General features: G+C 56.4%; 23 protein-coding genes. 12 read left to right on the top strand and 11 right to left on the bottom strand.

Annotated features, from left to right (window positions below; translation table 11 throughout):
- Positions 1–102 precede the first annotated feature (102 nt).
- The 6 genes from K0J45_RS11580 to K0J45_RS11555 all read left to right on the top strand — a co-directional run bounded on the left by K0J45_RS11580 (position 103) and on the right by K0J45_RS11555 (position 7,003).
- A complete protein-coding gene (locus tag K0J45_RS11580; RefSeq protein ID WP_220042676.1) occupies positions 103–1,185 on the top strand; it encodes an XdhC family protein in 1,083 nt (360 codons plus the stop codon).
- Positions 1,182–1,928 carry an NTP transferase domain-containing protein gene (locus K0J45_RS11575; RefSeq protein WP_220042675.1) on the top strand — a complete coding sequence of 249 codons (747 nt, stop codon included), beginning with the start codon at positions 1,182–1,184 and terminating at the stop codon, positions 1,926–1,928. The genes K0J45_RS11580 and K0J45_RS11575 overlap by 4 nt, the downstream gene beginning before the upstream one ends.
- Positions 1,929–2,007: 79 nt before the next feature.
- On the top strand, positions 2,008–2,514 hold the full coding sequence (locus tag K0J45_RS11570) for a (2Fe-2S)-binding protein (protein ID WP_220042674.1): 507 nt from the start codon (positions 2,008–2,010) through the stop codon (positions 2,512–2,514).
- Entirely contained in the window at positions 2,511–4,754 is a 2,244-nt protein-coding gene (locus K0J45_RS11565) for a xanthine dehydrogenase family protein molybdopterin-binding subunit (RefSeq protein WP_220042673.1), read from the top strand. The genes K0J45_RS11570 and K0J45_RS11565 overlap by 4 nt, the downstream gene beginning before the upstream one ends.
- Before the next feature lie 234 nt (positions 4,755–4,988).
- Positions 4,989–5,483, top strand: coding sequence for a DUF1097 domain-containing protein (locus tag K0J45_RS11560; RefSeq protein ID WP_144202875.1), 495 nt, complete (start codon positions 4,989–4,991; stop codon positions 5,481–5,483).
- Between the two features lie 71 nt (positions 5,484–5,554).
- Positions 5,555–7,003 (top strand): methyl-accepting chemotaxis protein, encoded by a 1,449-nt coding sequence (locus K0J45_RS11555; RefSeq protein WP_220042672.1) that lies wholly within the window; start codon positions 5,555–5,557, stop codon positions 7,001–7,003.
- 76 nt (positions 7,004–7,079) lie between these two features.
- Here K0J45_RS11555 and xthA read toward each other — a convergent pair whose 3' ends face one another.
- The 3 genes from xthA to K0J45_RS11540 are packed head-to-tail and all read right to left on the bottom strand — an operon-like array spanning position 7,080 to position 8,757.
- A complete protein-coding gene (gene xthA, locus K0J45_RS11550; RefSeq protein WP_011866060.1) occupies positions 7,080–7,889 on the bottom strand; it encodes an exodeoxyribonuclease III in 810 nt (269 codons plus the stop codon).
- Positions 7,890–7,912: 23 nt separating this feature from the next.
- Positions 7,913–8,212 (bottom strand): YciI family protein, encoded by a 300-nt coding sequence (locus tag K0J45_RS11545; RefSeq protein ID WP_011866059.1) that lies wholly within the window; start codon positions 8,210–8,212, stop codon positions 7,913–7,915.
- Positions 8,212–8,757 (bottom strand): septation protein A, encoded by a 546-nt coding sequence (locus tag K0J45_RS11540; protein WP_220042671.1) that lies wholly within the window; start codon positions 8,755–8,757, stop codon positions 8,212–8,214. Before K0J45_RS11540 ends, K0J45_RS11545 begins: the two co-directional genes overlap by 1 nt.
- 386 nt (positions 8,758–9,143) lie before the next feature.
- On the opposite strand from K0J45_RS11540, the gene K0J45_RS11535 reads away from it, so the two are divergent.
- On the top strand, positions 9,144–10,328 hold the full coding sequence (locus tag K0J45_RS11535; RefSeq protein ID WP_220042670.1) for a cyclic di-GMP phosphodiesterase: 1,185 nt from the start codon (positions 9,144–9,146) through the stop codon (positions 10,326–10,328).
- A 90-nt stretch (positions 10,329–10,418) separates the two neighbouring features.
- Here the strand turns inward: K0J45_RS11535 and K0J45_RS11530 are convergent, their stop codons facing one another.
- The 8 genes from K0J45_RS11530 to K0J45_RS11495 form a co-directional block, all read right to left on the bottom strand.
- Positions 10,419–10,949, bottom strand: coding sequence for a CIA30 family protein (locus tag K0J45_RS11530; protein WP_220042669.1), 531 nt, complete (start codon positions 10,947–10,949; stop codon positions 10,419–10,421).
- Positions 10,950–11,042: 93 nt separating this feature from the next.
- Positions 11,043–11,648, bottom strand: coding sequence for an HAD family hydrolase (locus K0J45_RS11525; protein WP_220042668.1), 606 nt, complete (start codon positions 11,646–11,648; stop codon positions 11,043–11,045).
- A gap of 295 nt (positions 11,649–11,943) precedes the next feature.
- On the bottom strand, positions 11,944–12,747 hold the full coding sequence (gene trpA / locus K0J45_RS11520; protein ID WP_220042667.1) for a tryptophan synthase subunit alpha: 804 nt from the start codon (positions 12,745–12,747) through the stop codon (positions 11,944–11,946).
- The gene (trpB, locus tag K0J45_RS11515) at positions 12,740–13,948 is read right to left on the bottom strand and encodes a tryptophan synthase subunit beta (protein ID WP_144203214.1); all 1,209 of its coding nucleotides are present in this window, start codon (positions 13,946–13,948) and stop codon (positions 12,740–12,742) included. Before trpB ends, trpA begins: the two co-directional genes overlap by 8 nt.
- A gap of 51 nt (positions 13,949–13,999) precedes the next feature.
- Positions 14,000–15,451 (bottom strand): bifunctional indole-3-glycerol-phosphate synthase TrpC/phosphoribosylanthranilate isomerase TrpF, encoded by a 1,452-nt coding sequence (gene trpCF / locus K0J45_RS11510; RefSeq protein WP_220042666.1) that lies wholly within the window; start codon positions 15,449–15,451, stop codon positions 14,000–14,002.
- Positions 15,451–16,500, bottom strand: a complete 1,050-nt coding sequence (gene trpD / locus K0J45_RS11505) for an anthranilate phosphoribosyltransferase (protein ID WP_434086936.1) — start codon at positions 16,498–16,500, stop codon at positions 15,451–15,453. The genes trpCF and trpD overlap by 1 nt, the downstream gene beginning before the upstream one ends.
- Before the next feature lie 2 nt (positions 16,501–16,502).
- The gene (locus tag K0J45_RS11500) at positions 16,503–17,111 is read right to left on the bottom strand and encodes an aminodeoxychorismate/anthranilate synthase component II (protein WP_220042665.1); all 609 of its coding nucleotides are present in this window, start codon (positions 17,109–17,111) and stop codon (positions 16,503–16,505) included.
- Positions 17,108–18,661, bottom strand: a complete 1,554-nt coding sequence (locus K0J45_RS11495) for an anthranilate synthase component 1 (protein ID WP_220042664.1) — start codon at positions 18,659–18,661, stop codon at positions 17,108–17,110. Before K0J45_RS11495 ends, K0J45_RS11500 begins: the two co-directional genes overlap by 4 nt.
- Before the next feature lie 447 nt (positions 18,662–19,108).
- Here K0J45_RS11495 and rnm point away from each other — a divergent pair, with 447 nt between their 5' ends.
- From rnm to rluB, 5 genes are all read left to right on the top strand, one after another.
- Complete coding sequence (gene rnm, locus K0J45_RS11490; RefSeq protein ID WP_220042663.1) at positions 19,109–19,969, top strand: RNase RNM; 861 nt, start codon at positions 19,109–19,111, stop codon at positions 19,967–19,969.
- Positions 19,966–20,586, top strand: a complete 621-nt coding sequence (locus K0J45_RS11485; protein ID WP_011866047.1) for an L-threonylcarbamoyladenylate synthase — start codon at positions 19,966–19,968, stop codon at positions 20,584–20,586. The genes rnm and K0J45_RS11485 overlap by 4 nt, the downstream gene beginning before the upstream one ends.
- Positions 20,587–20,749: 163 nt before the next feature.
- Complete coding sequence (locus K0J45_RS11480) at positions 20,750–21,538, top strand: segregation and condensation protein A (protein ID WP_011866046.1); 789 nt, start codon at positions 20,750–20,752, stop codon at positions 21,536–21,538.
- Positions 21,539–21,553: 15 nt separating this feature from the next.
- Positions 21,554–22,165, top strand: a complete 612-nt coding sequence (scpB, locus tag K0J45_RS11475; RefSeq protein WP_220045285.1) for an SMC-Scp complex subunit ScpB — start codon at positions 21,554–21,556, stop codon at positions 22,163–22,165.
- A complete protein-coding gene (gene rluB, locus K0J45_RS11470) occupies positions 22,165–23,031 on the top strand; it encodes a 23S rRNA pseudouridine(2605) synthase RluB (RefSeq protein ID WP_220042662.1) in 867 nt (288 codons plus the stop codon). The genes scpB and rluB overlap by 1 nt, the downstream gene beginning before the upstream one ends.
- The last annotated feature ends 186 nt before the right edge of the window (positions 23,032–23,217 follow it).

Below are 23,217 nucleotides of genomic sequence, written 5' to 3'. Positions count from 1 at the left end.
TTTCGTTGTGAAATCTTTTGCAACGCTTTGAGTCTGTTTTTTATTTCTGTGTCTGCTAGGTTAAGGCATTAGTCCTTAATTTTGCCTAAGAGACACAGGGATATGTCACATCACATCGAAGATCTGCTCAACGCCTGGTCGGCGGCGCCCCAAGATGATTGGGTGCTGGCCGTGGTGACCCATGTGGAGGGCTCGGCCTATCGCAAGGTGGGCGCCATGATGCTGATCCACGGTATGGGTAAGAGTGTCGGCCTGGTGAGCGGCGGCTGCCTGGAGGCCGACCTGCGCCGCCGGGCCCAGAAGGTGATTCAGACGGGGCAGGCGGCCAGCGTCTGTTACGATGCCACCGACGAGGCCGATGCCAGCTATCAGCTAGGCTGTGGTGGACTCGTTCATCTCATGCTGGTGCCCCTGTGCGCCGCCAATCACTATCTGCACTTTAAGGCGCTTAAGGCCGCGCTCGCCAGCCAGGGGCGATGCCATTATCAGCTAGATCTCGTCGATAATTCTCTGTCGTTAGATTCGCTAGGTGCCGCGGGTTCCTCTGATTCATCTGGTCACAGTAATGTTATAAGCGCTCAGGTGTGGACCAGCCAGCAGGCCCTGGATGATGCCAAGGCGGGCTGGCAACTGAGCGACTTTCCCCGTCCCGGCGTCCTGCAGGGTGAGCTAGCCAGTCTCATCATTCCCCTGCGCGAACGGCATCGCATCGCCATCTTCGGCGGCGGCCTGGATGCCCAGCCCGTGTGTCAAATTGCCCAGCAGCTGGGCTGGCGAGTGGATGTGGTCGACCGTCGCACCAGCTATGCCAGGGAGTATGACTTTGTCGGCGCCAATATCATCAAGTTGCCGGTTAATGATTTGCCCCAGAATTTCTGGACTCGTCTCGATGGCGCCATCGTCATGCAACATAACCTGGAGCTGGATGCCAAGGCCCTGGCGGCAATTCATCAACACGCGCAGCAGCTTAGCTACCTGGCGCTGTTGGGCCCTGGCCATAGGCGTGACAGGGTGCTGGCCCTTGCCGGGCTCGAGGTCGCAAGCTTTGGTGCCTATTTCTCGGCGCCGGCCGGCCTGGCGTTAGGGGGCGAGCTGCCGGCTTCGATCGCGCTTTCTATCTTGTCCGAATGTCACGGCGTGCTGCACGGCGGCAAGCGGGTCGCCCTCAAAGAGGTGATGGCGTGAAGCCTGATACCTGCATCGAAGGTAAGGTGATGATCGCCCTGCTGGCGGCGGGGGAGAGCCGACGTTTCGGCGGCGTTAAGCTGGCGCAGCCCCTAACAAATGATGATTTGGCGAGTGATGACTTAATCGCTAATGACCTAGCAAGCGCTTCGTCAGTACCTAAGCCCACTGAATTTAAAAACATAGTGGCTCATTCCGTTGCCAGTCCATCGCCGACGACCCTGATAGGTCATCAATTTCATGCGCTAAGCGAGGTGGCAGCCAGGTTGGGCGCGAGTCTTTGTGTGATCATCGGTGCCCACCATGAGGCGGTGGCCAGTTGTCTGCCGCCATCGGCTAAGCTAGTGCATAACCCTGACTGGCAAGGGGGGCTTGGTCACTCCATCGCGGCGGCGGCCAAGGAGGCTAGGGCGCAACGGGCCGAGACGCTACTGATTGCCCTTGGGGATCAGCTGCTGCTGGAGACCGATGATTACCTCGGGCTGTTTCGCGCCCGCGCCCGGGCAAACACCCGGGTTTGTGCCTATTATGAGTTAACTCTGGGGGCGCCGGCGCTGTTTCATTTCGACGATTATGAGGCGCTGTCGACCCTGAGCGGCGATCGCGGCGCCAAGGCCCTCTTGTCCCGGCGCTACCAGGAGGGCAGCGTCATCGCCATGGCGATGGAGGATGCCAGCGTCGATATCGATACCCGATCTCAGCTAATGGCGTACCTGGCGAGGAGAAAGGCGGGTGCCCAATGATACAACCGACTCGAATTAAAGCTATTCAAATTAAAGCAAGGCCGTTAACCATAGCCTATTGGTCAACAAGGAGAAACTGATGTCCCAATCGAAACTTGGACTCAAGATAAACGGAAAAGATTACACCTTAGATGCCGATCCCAATATGCCCGTGCTCTGGGCCATCAGAGATCTCCTGGGGCTGACGGGCACCAAATATGGCTGCGGCGCCGGCCTCTGTGGCGCCTGTACCATACATGTCGATGGCGAGCCCGCCAGGGCCTGTCTCACCAGCCTAAAGCAGGTGCAGGGCAAGCAGGTGAGCACCATAGAGGGGCTGGCGGCCGATGGCCTCAAGCAGGCTTGGCGCGACAATAACGTGCCCCAGTGCGGCTACTGTCAGGCGGGGCAGTTGATGTCGGCGGCGGCGCTGCTGAGTCAATATCCTCAGCCAAACGATGCCCAGATAGAGGAGGCCATGGTGGGCAACCTGTGTCGCTGCGGCACCTATACCCGCATCAAGGCGGCGATCAAACAGGCGAGCGGCACAGCGGCTCAGCTTGATCTGAACGAAAGGGAGCAGAGCTTAAGGGAGATTGAGGCATGAGTCAGTTCAGCGCGGTACAAAATTTCAGTCGCCGGGACGTATTAAAGCTGTTCGGCGCGGCCGGTGGCGCTCTGGCCCTGGGAGCCAGTGGCCTTGCCTGGAGCCCGATGGCGCTGGCCCAAAACGGCGAGGCGCGCCTCAACCTGTTTATCGCCATCGGCGAGGATGACAGGGTCTATCTCACCTGTCACCGCTCCGAGATGGGGCAGGGGATCCGCACCGGTATCCCTCAGGTGCTGGCGGACGAGCTAGGCGCGGACTGGGACAAGGTCGTGGTGGTGCAGGGGCTGGCCGACAAACGCTACGGCAGTCAGAATACTGATGGTTCTCGCAGCATACGCAAGGGGTTCGACAAGATGCGCGAGATGGGCGCCATGGCGCGTACCATGCTGGAGCAGGCCGCGGCCGAACGTCTGAAGGTGCCGGTTGCCGAGCTGAGCACAGCCGATAACAAGGTCACTCACTCGGCCTCCGGCCGCAGCCTCAGCTTCGGTGAGCTGGCCATGGCAGCCGCCAAGCTGCCGCTGCCTGAGGTGACCGGCCTTAAGCTCAAGTCAGCGAAGGCCTTTACCCATATCGGCAAGGGCCACACCATAGTGGATATGGAGGCGATTTTAGACGGCAGCGCCGAGTATGGTTACGACATCCAGCTGGAAAACATGCTCTATGCCAGCATAGTACGCCCGCCGGTGCTGGGCAGTAAGGTGGACAAGCTCGATGATAAGGCGGCCCGCGCCGTCGCCGGAGTGGTGGATGTTATTACCCTGCCGGGACATCAGGGCGCGCCAAGCTTTCAGCCGCTGGGCGGCGTGGCCGTGCTGGCCACTAACTCCTGGAGTGCGGCCCAGGGGCGCAAGGCGCTTAAGATTAGCTGGAGTGACTCGCCAAACGATGGGCACGATTCTAGCGCCTATCTGGCGCAGCTGAAGCGCGCGGTGCAGAAGAGCGGCAAGCCCGTCAGGCAGCTCGGCGAGCAGAGCCAGAGCTGGCCGGCGGACAAGACCATAGAGGCGGTCTATAGCGTGCCCTATCTGGCCCATGCCATGATGGAGCCACCGGCGGCGGCCGCCAGCGTGACCGATAAGACTGCCGAGATCTGGGCATCGACCCAGACGCCTCAGAGTGCCCAGGGCACAGTTGCCGCAGCCTTGGGGCTGCAGGCCGAGCAGGTGACAGTGCATGTGACCCTGCTGGGGGGCGGCTTTGGTCGCAAGTCTAAGCCAGATTTCTGCGTCGAGGCGGCGCTGTTGTCCCAAAAAACAGGGCGGCCGGTCAAGGTGTGCTGGAGCCGGGAAGATGAGCTGCAAAATGGTTACCTGCATGCCATCAGCGCCCAGTATTTCAAGGCCAGAGTCGGCGACAAGGCGGTCGAGGCCATATTGCAGCGCACTGGCTTCCCCAGTATCAGTTCTACCTTCGCCGAGGGTGTGGATGAACCCAGCGCCTCCGAGCTGGATCTGGGCTTCGTGGATGTGCCTCTGGCCATCGACAGCCTGCGCTGTGAGTCGGTAAAAGCCAGCGCCCATACCCGTATCGGCTGGATGCGCTCTGTGTGCAACATTCAGCATGGCTTCGGCATCGGGGTGTTTGTCGATGAGCTGGCGAACAAACGCGGCCTGGATACCTATACCATGTGGCGCGAGTTGCTGGGTAAGGACAGGCAGGAGACCTTTAGCGATCAGCAGTTCAACTATGGCAACTATGGCGAGACACTAGAGCGTCACCCTGTGGACACCGCCCGTTATAAAGGGGTGATCTCAGCGGTGGAGCAGAAGGTGAAGCAGATGGCTAAGCCTGAAGCAGGCCAGGGGTGGGGCTTTGCGGTGCACCGCAGCTTTACCGCCTATGTGGCGGCCGCGAGCCTAGTTGAGGTGACTCAGGATAAGCAGCTTAAGGTGCTTAAGACGGTTATCGCCATAGACGCCGGCACCCTGGTCAACCCCGACCGGGTGGCCTCTCAGCTCGAAGGCGCCGTGATGTTTGGTCTGAGCATCGCCCTGATGGGGCGCATTAGCTTTAAGGATGGACGTGTAGAGCAGTCTAACTTTCATGACTATCCGCTGCTGCGCATGAGTCAATGCCCCGAGATAGAGACCATCCTAGTGCCATCTATGGCGCCGCCCGCCGGGGTGGGCGAGCCGGGCGTACCGCCCATCGCGCCCAGTATCGTTAACGCCATCTATACGGCCAGTGGCACGCGCATTCGCGATCTGCCCCTGAGCGATCATTTCAAGATCTAGTCGCTATCCATAGATACGCTGTAGACCATTAGAGCCAGTCGTTATATCGACTGGCTTTTTTCTCGCCGTTCTTATGCATTTGTGACACGATTTTTGGTTCTTTTACTACAAATGGTGCCGGTTTTTCAATTCAATAACATTTAATCCGGTTTATTTGGCCTAGATCCTGTTTTTGTCATTCAATTTGGAGTAATTTAACCAAAAATAATATTCCAATGTAATGAGGGGTCATACATGGAAAATCGTATGCAGGTCGCATTATCTGCAGGGCTACTTGCTGCCGTTTGGGCAGGGGTCGCCGATGCATTTCACTTAGTCACTTGGGTTGGCTTTCTCGCGTGTAGCACTTTCTTCGCTCAGCCAAAGGCGGGTTTTCAAGGGGTGTTAATGACTTGGTTCACTAATCTCTCCGGTGTGTTCTGGGCCTGGGTGGTGATCTCCGGTGGTAGCTATTTCGATACGCCGCTCGTGGGTTATCTGCTGACGGGTATCGTCACCAGCCTGATGTGCCTGCAAGCCAGCTATCAACGACTCGCCTTCATTCCCGGCGCCTTCATCGGCTGCTGCATTACCTTCGCCCTGGGTGGCGATATGGCAAGCATACTGCCGCCACTCGTGATAGGTGCGCTGCTGGGTTATGCCATGACACTCCTGACGGGGCAGATGGTGGCTTTTACCGCCAAGACCATACCTGCCATAAAGTTACGTCTAATCAAGGCTCAACAATAAAAATTGTGCTTAACTTGATTCTGTAGGTCGAAAGAAATTGTCAATTTAGCCTGATAAACAAGTGGGTTTCCATGAAAGCTATCCAGTTTAGAAAGATAGATGCCTTGCTGATCAAACTCAGTCTTAACGGTAAATTTTGGGTGGTCTGCTCTATGGTGACGGCCATTACCCTGACCATCGCCTTGCTGAACTTAAACGCCGCCAACAACCAACTTCACGCCAGCTCGGCGGCCCGGGTACAGGCGGGCGTCGACGCCTATGCCAAGGTGGCGAGCCAGATGGGCTTAAGCGGTGAGGCCCTGGGGCGTTTTGCCCAGGACAACGGCCTGAGGCTGGCATCTCGCGATGAGCAGTCGCGCCGCGGTGACAGCGTGACCGCCAGCGCGCCGGTTGCGGGTCAATATCTGCAGCTGAGCCAAGAGGTGACCGCCTGGGAGGCCGAAGGCAAGAGCGATGCCTGGTGGATGCTGTGGGTCGCCCTTATCGCCCTCTATCCGCTGTATCAGCTGAGTTATTGGATCTCCACCTCCCTGGGCGGCGGCCTGTGGGACATGTATATTGCCATCAAGCGGCTAGCCGATGGCGATCTCTCCTTCAGACTCAATTTCTTCGGTAAGGATGACTTTAGCCTTATCGCCCGGGAGATAGACAGAAACGCCGACAACATGAGCGAGATGGTCAAGGCCATAGGCAATAACGCCAGAACGCTCGCCAATGCCTCCGATGAATTTAATCTGCAGGCGAAACAGAATGATGAGCTGGCGCAGTTCCAGCATCAGTTTCTCGATACCGTCGCCGTGGCGATGGATCAGATGACCGCCGCCATCGAAGAGGTGTCCCATAACGCGGCCAACACCTCAGATCACACCAAGCATAATGCGACGGCCGCGGCCGACAGCAAGCAGCGTATCGCCGAGGCGGTGCGCCGTATCGGCCAGTTGACCGGCCAGATTGATGCGGCCTCCAGCGCGGTGGATCAGCTGTCGGGCAACGCCACTGAGATTGGCGCCGTGGTGACCACCATCAACGGTATTTCCGAGCAGACCAACCTGCTGGCGCTGAATGCGGCCATCGAGGCGGCGCGTGCCGGTGAGCAGGGCCGTGGCTTTGCCGTGGTAGCCGACGAGGTTCGCACCCTGGCGGGACGCACCCAGCAGGCGACGGTGGAGATACAGTCGATGATCGAGGGCTTGCAGTCGGGCTCGGGTCAGCTGGCGGATATTACCCATGAGATCGTCGAGCAGGCCGAACTTGGCCGTGCGGCCATAGAGTCTGTGGGCAGCGATGTGGATACCATGGCCGATTCTATCGATCAGGTGTTCGACATGAGCTCGCAGATCGCGGCTTCGGCAGAGGAGCAGAGCGTGTCGGCACGGGATATCGCCTCGCAACTCAATGAGATCCGTGACCAGTCGCAGACCATCAAGGAGACCGCCGAGCGTTCTGTGGTCTTGGCGAGCGAGCTGCAGCAATCTTCCACTGAGCTGGATGGCATTCTGTCGCAATATCGCCTGCAGTAGCTAGATGAATCACATAGTCTATAAAAGTGACTCAATAAAAAAGGCGCCCAGGGCGCCTTTTTCGATCCATCACGAACTAATCTTTGAAGCAGCTCCAGATGGGCGCATGATCGGATGGCTTGTCGATACCGCGCAGATCATAATCTACGTCAGATTCGGTCAGACGCTCAGCCAGTGACGGCGTTGCCAGGATCACGTCGATGCGCAGGCCGCGGTTATCATCGAAGCCCTTGCTGCGATAGTCGAACCAAGAGTAGCGCTCACTGCGTGTTGGATGCAGCTGACGGAAGGTGTCGACTAATCCCCAATCCAGCAGCGTCTGTAGCCACTCACGTTCTTCGGGCTGGAAGCTGCATTTACCCGTCTTCAACCAACGCTTGGCGTTGACTTCACCTATGCCGATATCCAAATCGATTGGCGAGATGTTGATGTCGCCTATGATGGCGATATCTTCATCTGGGCTATGGTGCTGCTGCAGATAGTGCATCAGATCTTGGTAGAACTTGCGCTTGGCCGGGTACTTGGTTTCATGACTGATGTTCTCGCCCTGGGGGAAGTAACCGTTGAGCACCGTCAGTTGACGGCCGTTGGCCTGGGTAAAGGTGCCCATGATCATTCGGCGCTGGGCCTCGTCATCATCTGTGGGGAACCCCTTCTGTACCTTGACCGGTGGCAGTTTGGAGAGCATGGCGACGCCATAGTGAGCCTTGCCACCATGGTAGTGCACCTGATAGCCCATGGCCTCGACCTCGGCCAGGGGGAAGGCCTCGTCGTGGACCTTGGTCTCCTGCAGGCCGATGATATCCGGGCTATGGCTGTCGATCAGCGCCTGTAGCTGGTGCAGTCTGGCTCTGAGACCATTGATGTTAAATGAAACAATTTTCAAGTGCTTGCTTCCTGCGATTTTGGTTAAGGGAGTACGCGCTTAAAGGGTTTTACGATGACGCTTTGGTAGACACCGGCGGCCACGTATGGGTCTTGGTCTGCCCAGGCCTGGGCCGCTTCCAGTGAGTCGAACTCGGCTACTACCAGTGAACCTGTGAAGCCGGCTTCACCTGGGTTGTCGCTGTCGATAGCTGGGTGTGGACCGGCGATCATCAGGCGACCCTCGTCAGAGAGCTCCTGCAGGCGTGCCAGGTGGTCAGGACGGGCTTGAAGGCGTTTTTCTAAGCTGTTTTCAACATCTTGAGATGAGATCATGTACCACATTATTTGAGTTCCTTTTTATGTTCTTCAGGCATGTGTTTGTAGAGGTATACCACAGTGATCACTGTATTGATCAGTGTCAGGGCCGTGAGGCCAAACACCTTGAAATTGACCCAGGTTTCCTGAGACAGGTTAAAGGCGACATAGATGTTAACCAGGCCACAGGCGATGAAGAAGGTGACCCAATACCAGGTGACCCGCGACCAGATCTTGTCGGCGACGATAAGCTCCTTACCCAGCATCCCTTTGAGGATCGGCTTCTTCAGATATTGGCTCAGCGCCAGCGCCAGGGCGAACAGGGCATAGACCACAGTGACCTTCCATTTGATAAAGGCATCGTCGTGAAAGACCAAGGTGAGGGTGCCGAAGAAGCTCACCATGGCGAAGGTGATCAGGTGCATCTTCTCTATCTTCTTATAGAGCAGATAGGTGACTACCAACTGCAGTGCGGTGGCCACGATCAGGGCGCCGCTGGCGATATAGATGTCGAAAAATTTATAGACGGCGAAAAAGATCACCAGAGGTAAAAAGTCGAGCAGTTGTTTCATGTAGGCTAGTTCACCAAACAAGGGATAAAGATGGCTGGCAGTGTAACATGCCTCTTGAGTGGGGCAAACGTTGGGGCGCGGTGAAAGCGGCGCAATTGGGATGAAATTCCTTTAATCTGGGGTAGCGCACACCTGGTGTTTGATAATTAAGTGACCTGGCTGTTGCTCTTTTGCGCAGTCAGGCTAGCCTTAGTGGATATTTGTTGTTTGTATGTTAATGATTATTGGTGAGATTTTTGATTTGTCTCAAATCTTGATGCTATTGAGGCGCAGTTTTTTGTTTAAGCTTGTGTTACATTTTTGCAGGTGATGCCAAGTAGGTTTTTGAAAACCTTGGTGTCTCAGAGCAAGCAGCGAATTTCCTCCTGGGGGCAGGCGTACAGCATATGAAAGTGGAACTGGATGTTTCTGAACTGGCCGTTGGCATGTATGTGGTTGAGATCACTCAGCCCAAGAACAAGTTTCAACTGGCGGAGCAGGGATGGATCACTAAACAGCAGGTGATCGATGGCTTTAAGCGTAAAGGCATTGAGAAGTTGTTAGTCGACAGCAGCAAGCGACGCCCACAGCCTAGTGAGTCTGCCAAGGTTAAACAAGCTGCCCAGCTAACGAAACCTCCTGGACTGTTTAAACAGCGACTGAGCCAGGCCAAGCAGCTGTTCAACGAGTCTAAGGCGATACAGAGACGCCTGTTTGACGATGCCCAAGCTGGCGTGCCCCTGTCACTAGAGCCGGTAAGACAGGTCACGGATCAGTCTATCGAGGCGATATTCGATAATCCCGATGCGCTGGCCTGTGTGATTAACATACGCCATAAAGATCAGTACTTGCTGGAACATTCGGTGGCCGTCTCTGTGCTGATGACGATTTTTGCCTGCTATCTCAAGATAGACAAAGAGATAGTGAGTGAGCTGGCGATCGGTGCCTTCCTGCACGATGTGGGTAAGATCATGATCCCCCCAAGCATTCTCGACAAGCCGGGTCGGTTGACGACCGAGGAGTTTGAGGTGATGAAGACTCATGCCAATCACTCCATCCGCATCATAGAGAATACGCCCAACATCAGCCCGCTGAGCCTTGAGGTCGCCAGGCTGCATCATGAGAAGCTCAACGGCAAGGGTTATCCCTTTGGCGTCAGTGCAGAGGCGATCTCCCGTTTTGGCCGGATGATCGCCATCTGCGACATCTTCGACGCCTTAACCGCCAATCGCTGTTATAAGGCGGGCTATCCTCAGGTGAAGGCCTTTAGCATACTGCGCGCCCTGGGGGAGAATAACGAGCTGGATGCCGAGTTGGTGGATCATTTCATCAAGTGCATGGGAGTCTATCCCGTGGGTTCTCTGGTGCAGCTGGAATCTAATCGTCTGGCGATCGTCGAGAGTCATAACCATCAAGACCCTATCCGCCCCAAGGTGAAGCCCTTCTACAGCTTGAATCCCAATCATTTCGAGATCTCCGCCAATATCGATCTGGCGGCGATGCGTGACGACATCATAGTCAAGAATGTCCGCGCCGATGATTTCGACCTCGACATGGATGAGATCATCGAGTTTCTCTCCCACGAGGGCTAGCGCTTTTTTGGTCAAGCGCTAGCTTATTAACGCCTTTGCTCATTTAACTCCTAGCTCTATAACGTCCTGAGTTAATAGGGCTTTCCGTGGTCATTGCGAGGCCGGTGCGTATTGAATGGCCAGCTCGGCGAGTTGCAGCTCAAAATCTCCCGCTTGGCCATTACCAATCAAGAGACCAACGGCGACCAGTTGCGTCAGGTCTGGGTAGGGGCGCGTTGGATAATCCGCGCCGCGAAAGGTCTCGATAAACTCCCCTGGGGCAAAGGTCCACTGCTCGAGTCTGCCCGCCTGGGTATCGAAGTTTGCCTTGTAGTTGACCAGCTCGCCCTGTTTAAGCACTTTGAGTCTGAGCTGGTAGTGCTTGCCATCGCCTAAGGTGGTGAGGCGAATGCCGCCTGGATGAGCCTGTTGCAAAATCTGCTGCTCCTCCTGGCTTAGGGTGCGCGACACTGAGGCGAAGCCGCCGTTGTTCTCGAGGGAGACATTGCCGCTAAAGCGCAGTCGATATTGCTGATTGGCGTTGAGGAACTCACTCAGCTCACTCTGGGAGCGGCCTCCCATTACCCCATCGTTGACGATTTGCCAGTGACCTGGGTGAGTCAGTAAGGCTAATGTTTCCATCTTAGTATCGACTCCTTGGATAGTGAGAAGGTAAGGACCTAGCAAGGTCAAGCCAAGTAGCATCTTCATGTGCGCTGCTTATTGTTTGCAAGCTCAGGCGCACAGAGAAATGGAGGGTAAGGCCCTGTGTAGCGCCATGAGATCCCTGAAGATGTAGCTGGCGCCATGCTGCTCGCCATAGGTTCTCTGCTCGCTGAGCAGCACAGATGGCATGCCCGCCCGTTTGGCCGCTTGGATATCATAGTGATGGTCGCCCACATAGGCTATCTGCGATGGCGGCAGCTGCCACAACTTTGCTAGCGCTAGCAGACAGCTGGGATCTGGCTTGGCCGGGCCATCGTCGCGGCTGAGAATGAGATCGATCGGCAGGGCGCAGCGCTCTATCTTTAATTCTGCCGCCTGGCGGCTGTTACGGGTGACGATTGCCGTTGGGATCTGTTGCAGCAACAAAAAATCCAGCAGGGCTAAGGCGCCACTCATCGCCCTGGCACTCAGGGCATCTAAGTGCTCGGCCTGAGTGATGATGCTATGGGCCTTCTTGGCACGCTCTGTTGGCAGCTGCTGCACGAAGGCGAGAATATCCTGGTCTAACGGGCAGCCGACCGCCTGTTTGAGGGCCTTAAAGTTGAGGGAGCTGCTCACTAAGGTGCCGTCGAGGTCGAAGATGACTCCCTTAAACAAGTTATTAAAGCTCTGCATGGCGTGTCCTTATCTAGATTGAAGGTGAAGGCTGTTGTTAAGAAGGCTGCTGTTAAGAAGGCTGCTGTTAAGAAAGTCGCTAGCTTAATAGCTATAAGTATAGCCAGTAGCGGCCTGTCACTCCTGTCAGGGCTGACATTAGCGAGCGTTTCAAGCGCCGGCTCTCATTTGGTTTGATTGAGGTGATACGGCGCCCGGCGACTAATGGATCAGTAATGGGGAGTAGCGGATAAAAAAAAATCCCCGCTGGTGCGGGGATCTTAGATTGGATGAGAAGGGGGTTAGACGTTTAGGCTTAGGTCGCTGCCTTCATCTCTCGGGTAAACTGACCCAGAGCACCGAGCAGCGCCTGTTCGTCGTCTTGATGGGCTTCGATGATCTTCACCACGGCAGAGCCCGAGATGGCGCCCGCCGCGCCCGAGTCGATGGCGGCCTTGACCTGAGCCGGCTCTGCGATGCCAAAGCCCAGTAGGGGCGGCGGCGCGTCGAACTCTTTTAGCTGGGCCAGGATATCATCCAGCGGCATGCCTGCCTTAGACTCAGTGCCCGTGACGCCGGCGCGTGATAGCAGGTAGGTGTAGCCCTGGCCCTGATTGGCCACCTGGCGTAGCGTCTCGGCATCGCCATTAGGCGGCGCGATAAAGATTGGCGCCACCTCGTGGGCCTTGGCGGCGGCGATAAAGGGGGCTGCCTCTTCCACCGGCACGTCGGCGATCAGCACAGAATCCACGCCGGCGGCCTTGGCCTTGGCATAGAAGGCTTCGACGCCGTTGGCATATACCAGGTTGGCATACAGCAGCAGGCCGATGGGCAGATCTGGGTACTTGGCGCGCACCGCAGTGATGATCTCGAAACAGCCACCCGGCGTAGTGCCCGCGGCTAAGGCGCGCAGGTTAGCGCCCTGGATCACCGGGCCGTCGGCGAGGGGATCGGAGAAGGGAAAGCCCAGCTCCAAGGCATCGGCACCGTTTTCCACTAAAGTCTCGATGATCTTCAGTGACAATTCTCTGTTGGGATCGCCTATGGTGACGAAAGGCACGAAGGCGCCGCGCCCGCTTGCGTTAAGTGCGGCAAATGCTGCCTGATAACGGTTACTCATTGCCGCTCTCCTCGTTGTTTGCTTGTTGTTTCTCTAAGATATCGGCGACGGTGAAGATATCCTTGTCGCCGCGGCCAGAGAGGTTGACCACCAATAGGGTCTCCTCGGTGGCGGCCTCGGCCAGCTTGATGGCGTAGGCCAGGGCATGGGCCGATTCCAGTGCCGGGATGATCCCCTCGCTGCGGGCCAGCAGCTGGAAGGCGGCTAAGGCCTCATCATCTGTGGCCGACTCATAGGTGGCGCGACCGGTCGCCGCCAGATGGGCGTGCTGTGGCCCCACAGATGGGAAGTCTAAGCCTGCCGAGATGGAGTAAGACTCCTCAATTTGGCCCTCTTTATCTTGCATCAGCGGCGCCTTCATGCCGAAGAAGATCCCCGTCTTGCCGTGCTTGAGCGGCGCGCCGTGTTTAGGGGTATCTATGCCGAGTCCTGCTGGCTCGACGCCGATAAGCTTCACCGAAGGCTCGTCGATAAAGTCGGCAAACATGCCGATGGCATTTGAACCGCCGCCAACACAGGCGATCACTGCGTCGGGCAGACGTCCTTCACGGTCGAGTATTTGCGCCTTGGTCTCTTCGCCAATCATGCGCTGGAATTCGCGCACTATGGTGGGGAAGGGATGGGGGCCGGCGGCGGTGCCTAGCAGGTAGTGAGCCTTGTCGTAACTGGCAGACCAGTCGCGCATCGCCTCGTTACAGGCATCTTTCAAGGTGGCTGAGCCTGAGGTGACCGGGATCACCTCGGCGCCCATCAGGCGCATACGGAACACGTTGGGCGATTGACGCTCGACATCTTTGGCGCCCATGTAGACCTTACACTTGAGGCCTAATAGTGCGCAGGCCAGGGCCGTGGCGACGCCGTGCTGTCCTGCGCCGGTTTCGGCGATGATCTCTTTCTTGCCCATACGCTTGGCCAGCAGGGCCTGACCCAATACCTGGTTGGTCTTATGGGCGCCGCCATGGAGCAGATCTTCACGCTTGAGGTAGATCTTCACCAGTGGGTTGGGGCTGAGGTTACGGGTTAGCGTCAAGGCGGTCGGTCTGCCGGCATAGTTTTTCAGCAGATCGGTAAATTCGGCTTGAAAGCTCGGATCGTTCTGCGCATCGACGAAGGCGGCTTCGAGCTGCTTGAGGGCGGGCATCAAAATCTGCGGTACAAACATACCGCCATATTCGCCGAAATAAGGGTCCAGCTTAGTCATCATAAAGCTCTCTCTGTATGGGGCGGCGCCGTTAAGGTGCGCCGCAAAACGTTAATATTCTCTAAGGGCAGTAAAGGCTTGCTTGATAAGCTCTGCATCCTTGATGCCGGGAGCCGATTCGAGGCCCGAGTTAAAGTCCAGGCCAAAGAAGCCCTGCCGGGCGGCGTCGAAGGCGTTGCCTGCGTTAAGCCCACCGGCCAACATGGCATCAGCTTTGCTCGGCAGTTGCTGCTGCCAGTTAAAGGCATGGCCCGTGCCGCCAAACTGCACGCCGTCTGTCGCCTTTGTCTTGCTGTCGTAGAGCAGGCGATCGGCATTGTCTGGCGTGGAGGGGGCCTGACAATCGTCGCTATCGACGCTGACGGCTACCGCTTTCCAGATCTGGGTCTGGCAATCAAGTTCATTTAGCTTAAGTCTGAGCTGATCGATATCATATTCGCTCTCGCTGCCGTGAAGCTGCACCGCAAACAGGTTTAAACGTTTGGCCAGCTCGGCGATGGTGGTGACTTCTTCGTTGACGAAGACGCCGACAAAATTCAGCCCCTTACCACTGCTTCGCTGCTGCTCGACTAAGTCTAGTGCCTGCTCTGGGCTCACGTAGCGAGGCGATTTCTTGGCAAAGATTAGTCCGCCGTAGAGGGCGCCGGCGTCAGCAACAGTGCGCACATCTTCACTGCGGGTCAGGCCGCACACCTTGTTGTGGCCAAGGGTCAGGGCGCGGCAGGCGAGATCAAGATCGGCCTCGGCCATCAGCGAGCTGCCCACCAGGAAGCCATCTACCAGGGGGCTGAGGCGTCTCACCTGCTGCTGAGTGTAGATGCCTGATTCGCTCACTACCACGCGGTCTGATGGAATATGCGGGGCTAAAGCCTCCGTGGTCGCCAGATCTGTGGTGAGATCTCTTAGGTTGCGGTTGTTAATCCCTATGATGGCGGCATCCAGGGCGATGGCGCGCTTGAGCTCCTCTTCATTGCTGACCTCGGTCAGCACATCCAGCTGGTACTGGGCCGCCAGGCTTGCCAGCTGGCGGTAATGGTCATCATCCAGTACCGATAGCATCAGCAGTATGGCATCGGCGCCTTGGTGGGCCGCCAGCTTCACCTGATAGGGATCGACGAAGAAATCTTTACATAAGATGGGCTGGCTCACCCGGGCGCGTACCTTGGGCAGGTAATCCATGTCGCCCTGAAAAAACTGCTCGTCGGTCAGTACCGAGATGGCTGCGGCATAATGCTTGTAGACATCGGCGATGGCCTCGACGTCGAACGCTTGTCTGATCAGGCCCTTAGAGGGGCTGGCCTTCTTACACTCGAAGATGAAGCCGGCATTGGGCGCCTTGAGTGCCTGGTACAGGCTGCGATCCGACACCTTGGGCGTTAGCGAGGCCTCGGGGAAGCGCTGTTTCAGCGCGGCGATGTGGGCCGGTTTAGTGTCGACGATACGGGTCAGCACGTTGCTGCTTGTCTTGGATTCGCCAGTTTGACTGTTTACACTCGCTTGCATCAGTTTGTTCCTAGGTTGTCACTTTGGCTCGCGCTAGCAAGCTGCTCGAGTAGGGTGTATGCCTTGCCGCTGGCGAGGGTCTGTAGCGCCAGCGCCGTGCCTTGCTGTGGACTGTCACAGCAGCCGGAAACATAGAGGGCGCAGCCTGCATTGGCAGCTACCGCCTCAGTGTGCGCCAACTGGCCATGGCCTTGCAATATGGCGCGGGTGATTTCGGCGTTTTCTGCAGGGCCGGCGCCGGCGAGATCGCTTATCTCGGCGCGGCTCAGCCCCAGGGCCTCGGGTGAGAGGTAATATTCGACGATTTCGCCCTGTTTCAGCTCACAGACTAAGGTCTCGCCGTGAACCGCTACCTCATCCAGGCCGCTGCCGTGGACTACCATGGCGCGTTTGACGTCCAGCGCCTTAAGCACGTCACAGATAGGGCGTACCAGCATAGGATCATAGACCCCCAGAAGCATGTAGTCGGGTCTGGCCGGATTGATCAATGGACCTAATACGTTAAACAGGGTGCGGGTCTTCAGTGCCTGACGCACAGGCACCGCGTGGCGCACGCCGCCGTGATAGTGGGGCGCGAACAGGAAACAGAGCCCCAGATTGTCGAGACAGTCTCTTGCAGTCTCGGGCGCCATGTTGAGATCGATACCAAACTGCGCCAGCAGATCAGACGAGCCAGACTTGCTCGATACGCTGCGATTGCCGTGTTTGGCCACCTTAGCGCCCGCCGCCGCGGCCACGAAGGCTGAGGTGGTCGAGATGTTGATGGTGTTGTGACCGTCTCCGCCCGTACCCACGATATCCACTATGCCCTGGGTGCGTGTCGCCTCACTGGGGGCGGGAAACGCCTTGGCGGCTTGCAGCAGGGCGTCGGCCGCGCCGGAGATCTCATCTATTGTCTCGCCGCGCATCTTCATCGCGACCAACATACCGGCCATGGCCACGGGATCCATTTTACCCTCGACTATCTCGCTAAACAGCGCCTTGGTCTCCTCGCGGCTGATGGTTTGCCCCTGATAAAGCCTGTCGAAAATCGGCTGTAGTTCACTCATTACTATACTCCTTGGCCGCTGCTTAGTTGGGCATCTTGGGTCAGGTAGGTCAATGTCTGGGTCAGCAACTGGCTGCCGAGTGTGGTCAAGATAGATTCTGGGTGGAACTGAAAGCCCACCGCCTTGACGGTTTTGTGGGAGATGGCCATGGGCATCTCCTCTGTGGTGGCGATCACCTCGAGGCAGTCGGGCACCTGCGTTGCCACCAGGCTGTGGTATCGTGCCACAGGTAGCGGCGAGGGTAGACCGGCAAAGATCCCCTGGCCGTTGTGCTCGGTTGGGCTGGCCTTGCCATGGACCACCTGTTTGGCGCGCTCCACCTTGCCTCCGAAGTGTTCGATCATTGCCTGGTGGCCGAGGCAGATCCCCAGCATGGGCACCTTGCCAGCCAACAGGCCGATGAGTGCCATCAGACAGCCTGCCTCATGGGGCGCGCCCGGGCCGGGGGATAATACCAGCGCCGCCTTGCCTTGCTCTTGCAGTAGCTTGTCGGCGATAAACTGGGCATCTAAGTCGTTGCGGTAGATCACCACCTCGAAGCCCAGGCTGCGGAACTGATCCACCAGGTTGTAGGTAAAAGAGTCGAAATTATCCAGTAGGTAGAGCTTCATTGTCCGCCTCCCATCTTGATGGCTGATATGACCGCCTGGGCCTTCTGGCGGGTCTCGTCGGCTTCCGCCTGGGGATCTGAGTCATACACCACGCCAGCGCCGGCTTGAATATGGGCCGTGCCCGCTTTAACGAAGGCGGAGCGGATCACTATGCAGGTGTCCATGTCGCCAAGGCCGTTGAGATAGCCTACGGCCCCGCCATAGCTGCCGCGGCGGGTCTTTTCGGCGCCGCGAATAAGCTGGGCCGCGCTCACCTTAGGGGCGCCGGTTAGGGTGCCCATGTTCATGCAGGCCTGATAGGCGTGCAGGGCATCGAGATCGCTTCTAAGCTGGCCGGTGACCCGGCTGACCAGGTGCATCACATGGGAGTAGCGATCCACTTTCAGCAGCTCGGCCACCTTGCGGGTGCCGCTCTGGCTGATGCGGGCCACATCGTTACGGGCCAAGTCTACCAACATCAGGTGTTCAGACAGCTCTTTCTTATCCAGGCGCAGTTCCAGCTCGATGCGGCTGTCGAGATCGAAATCGATCTCGCCGCTCGCGGTCTTGCCGCGTTTGCGGGTGCCGGCGATGGGGTAGATCTCCACCTGGTTGGTGCTGGCCTCATATTTGAGGGCGCTCTCTGGTGAGGCGCCAAACAGGGTAAAGTCATCGCCTCTGAAGTAGAACATGTAGGGACTGGGATTGGTCAGTCTCAGGGCGCGGTAGGCGCCCAGGGCATTCGGGCAAGGCAGGCTAAAGCTACGCGATGGCACCACCTGAAAGATATCGCCGGCGACGATGTGTGACTTAAGATCTGTCACTATGGTCTTAAACTCATCATCTGACACATTAACCTGGGTCTCGGCATCCACAGGGCAGAGCGGAGCGATATCGGGAAGTTCGCTACAGGACTGGTGCAGCTGTGCGACTCGCTCGGCCAATGCCGCCTTAACATCTGCTTTCTGGGTAAAATCATGGCTGATGATATCGGCGCTGCGCGCTTGGTGATCGACCAGGATCAGAGTTTCGGCCAGGTAGAAGAGATAATCAGGGCAGGTATTGGCGCTCTGACTCACCTTGGGAAGCGGCTCTACCGTGTCGATAAGATCGAACGCCAGTACGCCGCCGAGGAACAGGCTCTCGAACTGGGCATTATTACCCATCTCGATATGCTTTATCAGGCTGCGCAGGCCATCGAGCGGTGAGGTAGATTTTAATCTGGCATCTTCATCCAGGAGCGAGGTGTCTTTTTGCAGGACTAAGGTCAACGTCTTGCCATCGACCTGACTTTCATCTTCGCCGAAGAAGCGGGCGATGGGGACCAGCAGCGCCTGACCATTGTCGCTCAGCGCGGTGAAGCTGAGTTGGTAACCTTCACAACGTATGGCCAGGGCGGCGTGGGTCATGATGATGCTTTTAAGGTGGTCCTTACTGTCGATCTCAGCCGACTCCAGCAACATGGTATGTGCCGCATCCTGCGTCAGGTGCTGATACAGCTGGAGAGGATCATCATGATAGGTGATCCGCTCCTTTATCGTGTTGACGCTGGCCAGAAACTCTTGCCCCATATTTGCGCTCCTACTTGCCGATAGTAGACTAACTTGTTTATGCGTTTGGGTTAGTCGTTTATAAATCTATTAATAAAATTAGGTGATTAAATGCAAAAAGCCCGCATCGAGTGCGGGCTTTTTGTTTAAATCTTGTCTCTTTTACATGAGCACAGAAATTCACACCACCCGCTATGTTGGGAAGTGCCACCACCAGTTGATGTTGTTGAATCGCTGCGTCGTCATTTCAGTGTCTATCTCATGTAAAGGTAAAATCTCGTTGATGGCTATATAAAAACATCCCCTCCGTTGCCTTGTCAATTGAATATTTTTCTATTTGGCTGTTATTTAGCACTTTAAGATCACAATCTGCAGTGATAACCGAGAAGATTTAACGAATCTCATGCAATTTCGTCCATTTTCATCCAATTAGATGTTTCTAATAACAAAGTCGAGTAGAATAAAGGGATGACAGATGAAACGCGTTTAATCGATCTTCACAGCCACACCACGGCATCCGACGGCCAGTTAACCCCGTCAGAATTAGTGGCCCGTGCCCTCGCTAATGGGGTGCAGATGCTGGCCATTACCGATCACGATACCTTAGCCGGTCTCAAGGAAGCCCACAGCTTCAACGACAGTCAAGCCGAGCCTTTGACTCTGATTAACGGCTGCGAGATCTCTACCCGTTGGAATAACTTCGATATTCATATCGTCGCCTTAAATATTGATCCTGAACATCAGGGGCTGGATGCCTTCCTGACCCAGCAGCGTGCCTTGCGTGAGGCGCGGGCGATGGAGATAGGCGTGCGCCTGGAGAAGGCGGGCATCAGCGGCGCCTATGAAGGGGCTAAGGCGTTAGCCGAAGGCGCCGCCCTGAGTCGCGGCCACTATGCGCGCTGGTTGGCGGACAACGGCTATGCCACCAATGCTGCCGCCGTGTTCAAGAAATACCTGGCCCGGGGCAAGACAGGCTATGTGCCAAACAATTGGTCTGACATGGAAACCGCTATCGCCATCATTCATGAGGCGGGCGGCGTCGCCGTGCTGGCACACCCTAGCGGCTACAAGTTGTCGGCCAAATGGCTAAAGCGTCTGGTGCGTGAATTTAAGGCCGCCGGGGGCGATGCCATGGAAGTGGTGCTGGGGCAGCAAACCCTGGACGATCGTAACAATTTAATTGCCTTGAGTCGGCTAAATGAACTGCATGCCTCGCTGGGAAGCGATTTTCATTTTCCCGGTAGCTGGCTCGAGTTAGGCAGAAATATGTTCCAACCCCAAGGTGTCGATTGGGTTTGGCAAATGGATAATTGGATGGGAAACCCATGAGTCAATTTTTTTATGTACACGAGGAAAATCCTCAGGTTCGTCTGATCAATCAGGCGGTCAATGTGATCAAGCAAGGCGGCGTGGTGGTCTATCCCACAGACTCTGGCTATGCCCTAGGTTGTCTGCTGGGTGAGAAAGATGCGATGACCCGCATAGTGCGTATTCGTCAGATCGAGAACGATCACAACTTCTCGCTGATGGTGCGTGATCAGTCTGAGCTGGCGACCTATGCCAGGGTGGATAACCAGGCCTATCGCGTGCTCAAGCACAACACTCCTGGTCCTTTTACCTTCATCTTCAAGGCCACCAAAGAGGTGCCTAAGCGCCTACAGAACCCGAAGAAGAAGACTATCGGTATTCGCGTGCCAGACAATGTGATTGCCCTGGCGCTGCTGGAGGCGCTCGATGCACCGCTGATGTCTACCAGTCTTATCCTGCCGGGTGAAGAGTTTACCGAGTCAGATCCCGAGCATATCCGTGACATCCTCGAGCATCAGGTAGACGTGATTATTCATGGCGGTTATCTGGGTGAGAAACCAACTACGGTTATCGATCTCTCCGAGGGCGATATCGAGATCTTACGTGAAGGCGCAGGGGATGTTAGCCAGTTTGGCTAAAGCCCTGTCTATTGGTCAAATTTGCAGGTATAATCGCGCGTTTGGTGTCGATTAGCCTCGCCAGAAACCGGTGATTATTCGCCCTAAATGGCGGTAATTTATCGTTATTATCTAACCTTTAGCCTGTGGCAGGCAAATGTCAGTCTGCTGACTTGGAGAGCGGATGCAGGGGACTCAGCAAAGTTTACCTTTGGCCGTGGTCAGGGGCGAGCCCGTTAAGGAGCTGCCGGCGGATCTCTTTATTCCGCCCGAGGCGCTAGAGGTGTTTCTCGAGTCTTTCGAAGGCCCGCTGGATCTGCTGCTCTATCTGATCCGTAAGCAGAAACTGGATGTGGTCGAGATGGCCATCGCGCCGGTGACGGATCAATATCTTGAGTATATCGAGCTGTTGCAGGGGGCGAGGGTGGAACTGGCCGCAGACTATCTGGTAATGGCCGCTACCCTGGCCGAGATCAAGTCGCGCCTCTTGCTGCCAAGACCCGAGCTTGCAGAGGAAGATGAGGCCGATCCCCGTGCCCAGCTGATTAGACAGCTTAAGGCCTACGAGGTGATTAAAGACGCGCAGCAAAGGCTAGATGCCTTGCCGCGACTCGAGCGAGATGTGTTTCAGGCTAAGGTGTTGCCCGCGCCTGATATCAAGCCGGTGTTAGTGCCGCCGTCGGTTTCCCTGGTGGAGTTGGCCGGTGCCTTCGCCGCCGTGTTAAAGAGGGTCGAGGCCACAGAGCATCACCATGTGCAGCGCGAGCATCTGTCGACACGGGAACGCATGACGCAAATATTGGCTATGCTAGAAGGCAAGTCCTATGTGCCTTTCGAGCAGCTGTTTGATGTTTCTGAGGGGCGAGCCGGCGTGGTCGTGAGCTTTCTTGCGCTGATGGAGCTGGTAAAAGAGCTTCTGGTCGACCTAATTCAGGCGCAGCCGCTGTCGACCATACATGTTAGGGCCTATTGATTGTCGAGTAAGAAACTGCAAATAAACCCGGATCAGCTCAAGCAGCTGATTGAAGCCAGTCTGTTTGTGATGGCTAGGACTGTCTCTATCAAGCACTTAAATGAAAGTGTGCTGGCAAACTTTAGCGTTTCCCGCGCCAAGGTTAAGGCTGCCATAGAGGAGTTGCAGCAGGATTATCAGGGGCGCGGCATAGAGTTAGTCAAGGTGGCGGGCGGTTATCGTTTTCAGTCCATCGAGACCTTGAGTCCCTATCTGCAGCCACTGTGGCAGGAGAAGGCGCCGAGATATTCCCGGGCGACCCTGGAGACCCTGGCGGTGATCGCCTATCGTCAGCCGGTCACCCGCGCCGATATTGAGTTTGTACGTGGTGTGGCAGTGGGAAGCCATATCATCAAGAGTCTATCCGATAGACACTGGATTAAGATTGTTGGTCATAAAGAGGTGCCGGGCAGACCCGCGCTCTATGCGACCACAAATGAATTTTTAGCCTATTTTGGCTTGGACAGGATAGCGGACCTTCCTCCCTTATCCGATGCCGAGTCACTAGCGGCGCTGTTTGGACAAACCCAGGCGGTCGAGTCGACCCCTGACAACACAGCGCCTCAAACCGATGAAGAGTCTACCTAATGAGTGAAAAATTGCAGAAAGTCTTGGCCCGTGCAGGCCATGGCTCCCGTCGTGAGATGGAGGCATGGATTGCTGCAGGCCGAGTTAGTATAGACGGTGAAATTGCCAAACTTGGCGATCGTATCGAGGCCGATGCCAAGGTGCGTATTGATGGTCGTACGGTATCGATTAAGTCGGAAGACGACTTGGTATGCCGCGTGATCGCCTATCACAAGCCTGAAGGGGAGATCTGCAGTCGCAAAGATCCCGAAGGGCGTCCGACGGTATTCGACCGTCTGCCTAAGACCCGAGATTCTCGCTGGGTGGCGGTAGGTCGCCTGGATATCAACACCTCAGGCTTGTTGCTGTTTACCTCAGACGGTGAGCTGGCTAACCGCCTGATGCACCCGTCCCATGAGGTGGAGCGTGAATACGCCGTGCGTACCTTTGGTGAGGTGACCGACGCCTGCATTCAGCGTCTGCGCAGCGGCGTAACCTTGGAAGATGGCCCGGCTCATTTTGACAAGGTGAAGCCTGCTGGTGGCGAGGGCATGAATAAATGGTGGCATGTGTCGCTGGCCGAAGGCCGTAACCGCGAGGTTCGCCGCTTATGGGAATCGCAGGAAGTGCAGGTGAGCCGCCTGATCCGCATTCGCTACGGCATGATAGATCTGCCTAAATCCCTACCTCGCGGTGGTTGGGTCGAGCTGCCAATCGAGCAGGTGAACTATCTGCGTAAGTTAGCCGGCATGGATGAGGAGACGCGCACCCTGCTGGGCACAGACAAACACAGTGTGGCCCGCGCCAAGGTGAAAAGCGCCAAGATCCGCCGCGCTGTGCGTAAGCACAAGACCACAGCGGGTAAAACGCCGCGTCAAAGAAGCTAGGTTGAACCGCTTGTAGGTTATGCTGTTAGATTAGGCGACTAGATTAGGCCATTTGGTCTAAAGATATAAAGAGCCGCACTCCCTCGAGGGTGCGGCTTTTTTATGTACGTCTTTTTCTGGACTGCCTTCCAGTAATTTGACTACTGTCGCGGTTAAGCGAACCGCTCGATTAACAAGCAGTCCGCT

Source organism: Shewanella alkalitolerans (genome assembly GCF_019457575.1).
GTDB lineage: Bacteria > Pseudomonadota > Gammaproteobacteria > Enterobacterales > Shewanellaceae > Shewanella > Shewanella loihica.
This window is presented reverse-complemented; position numbering and strand designations above follow the sequence as displayed.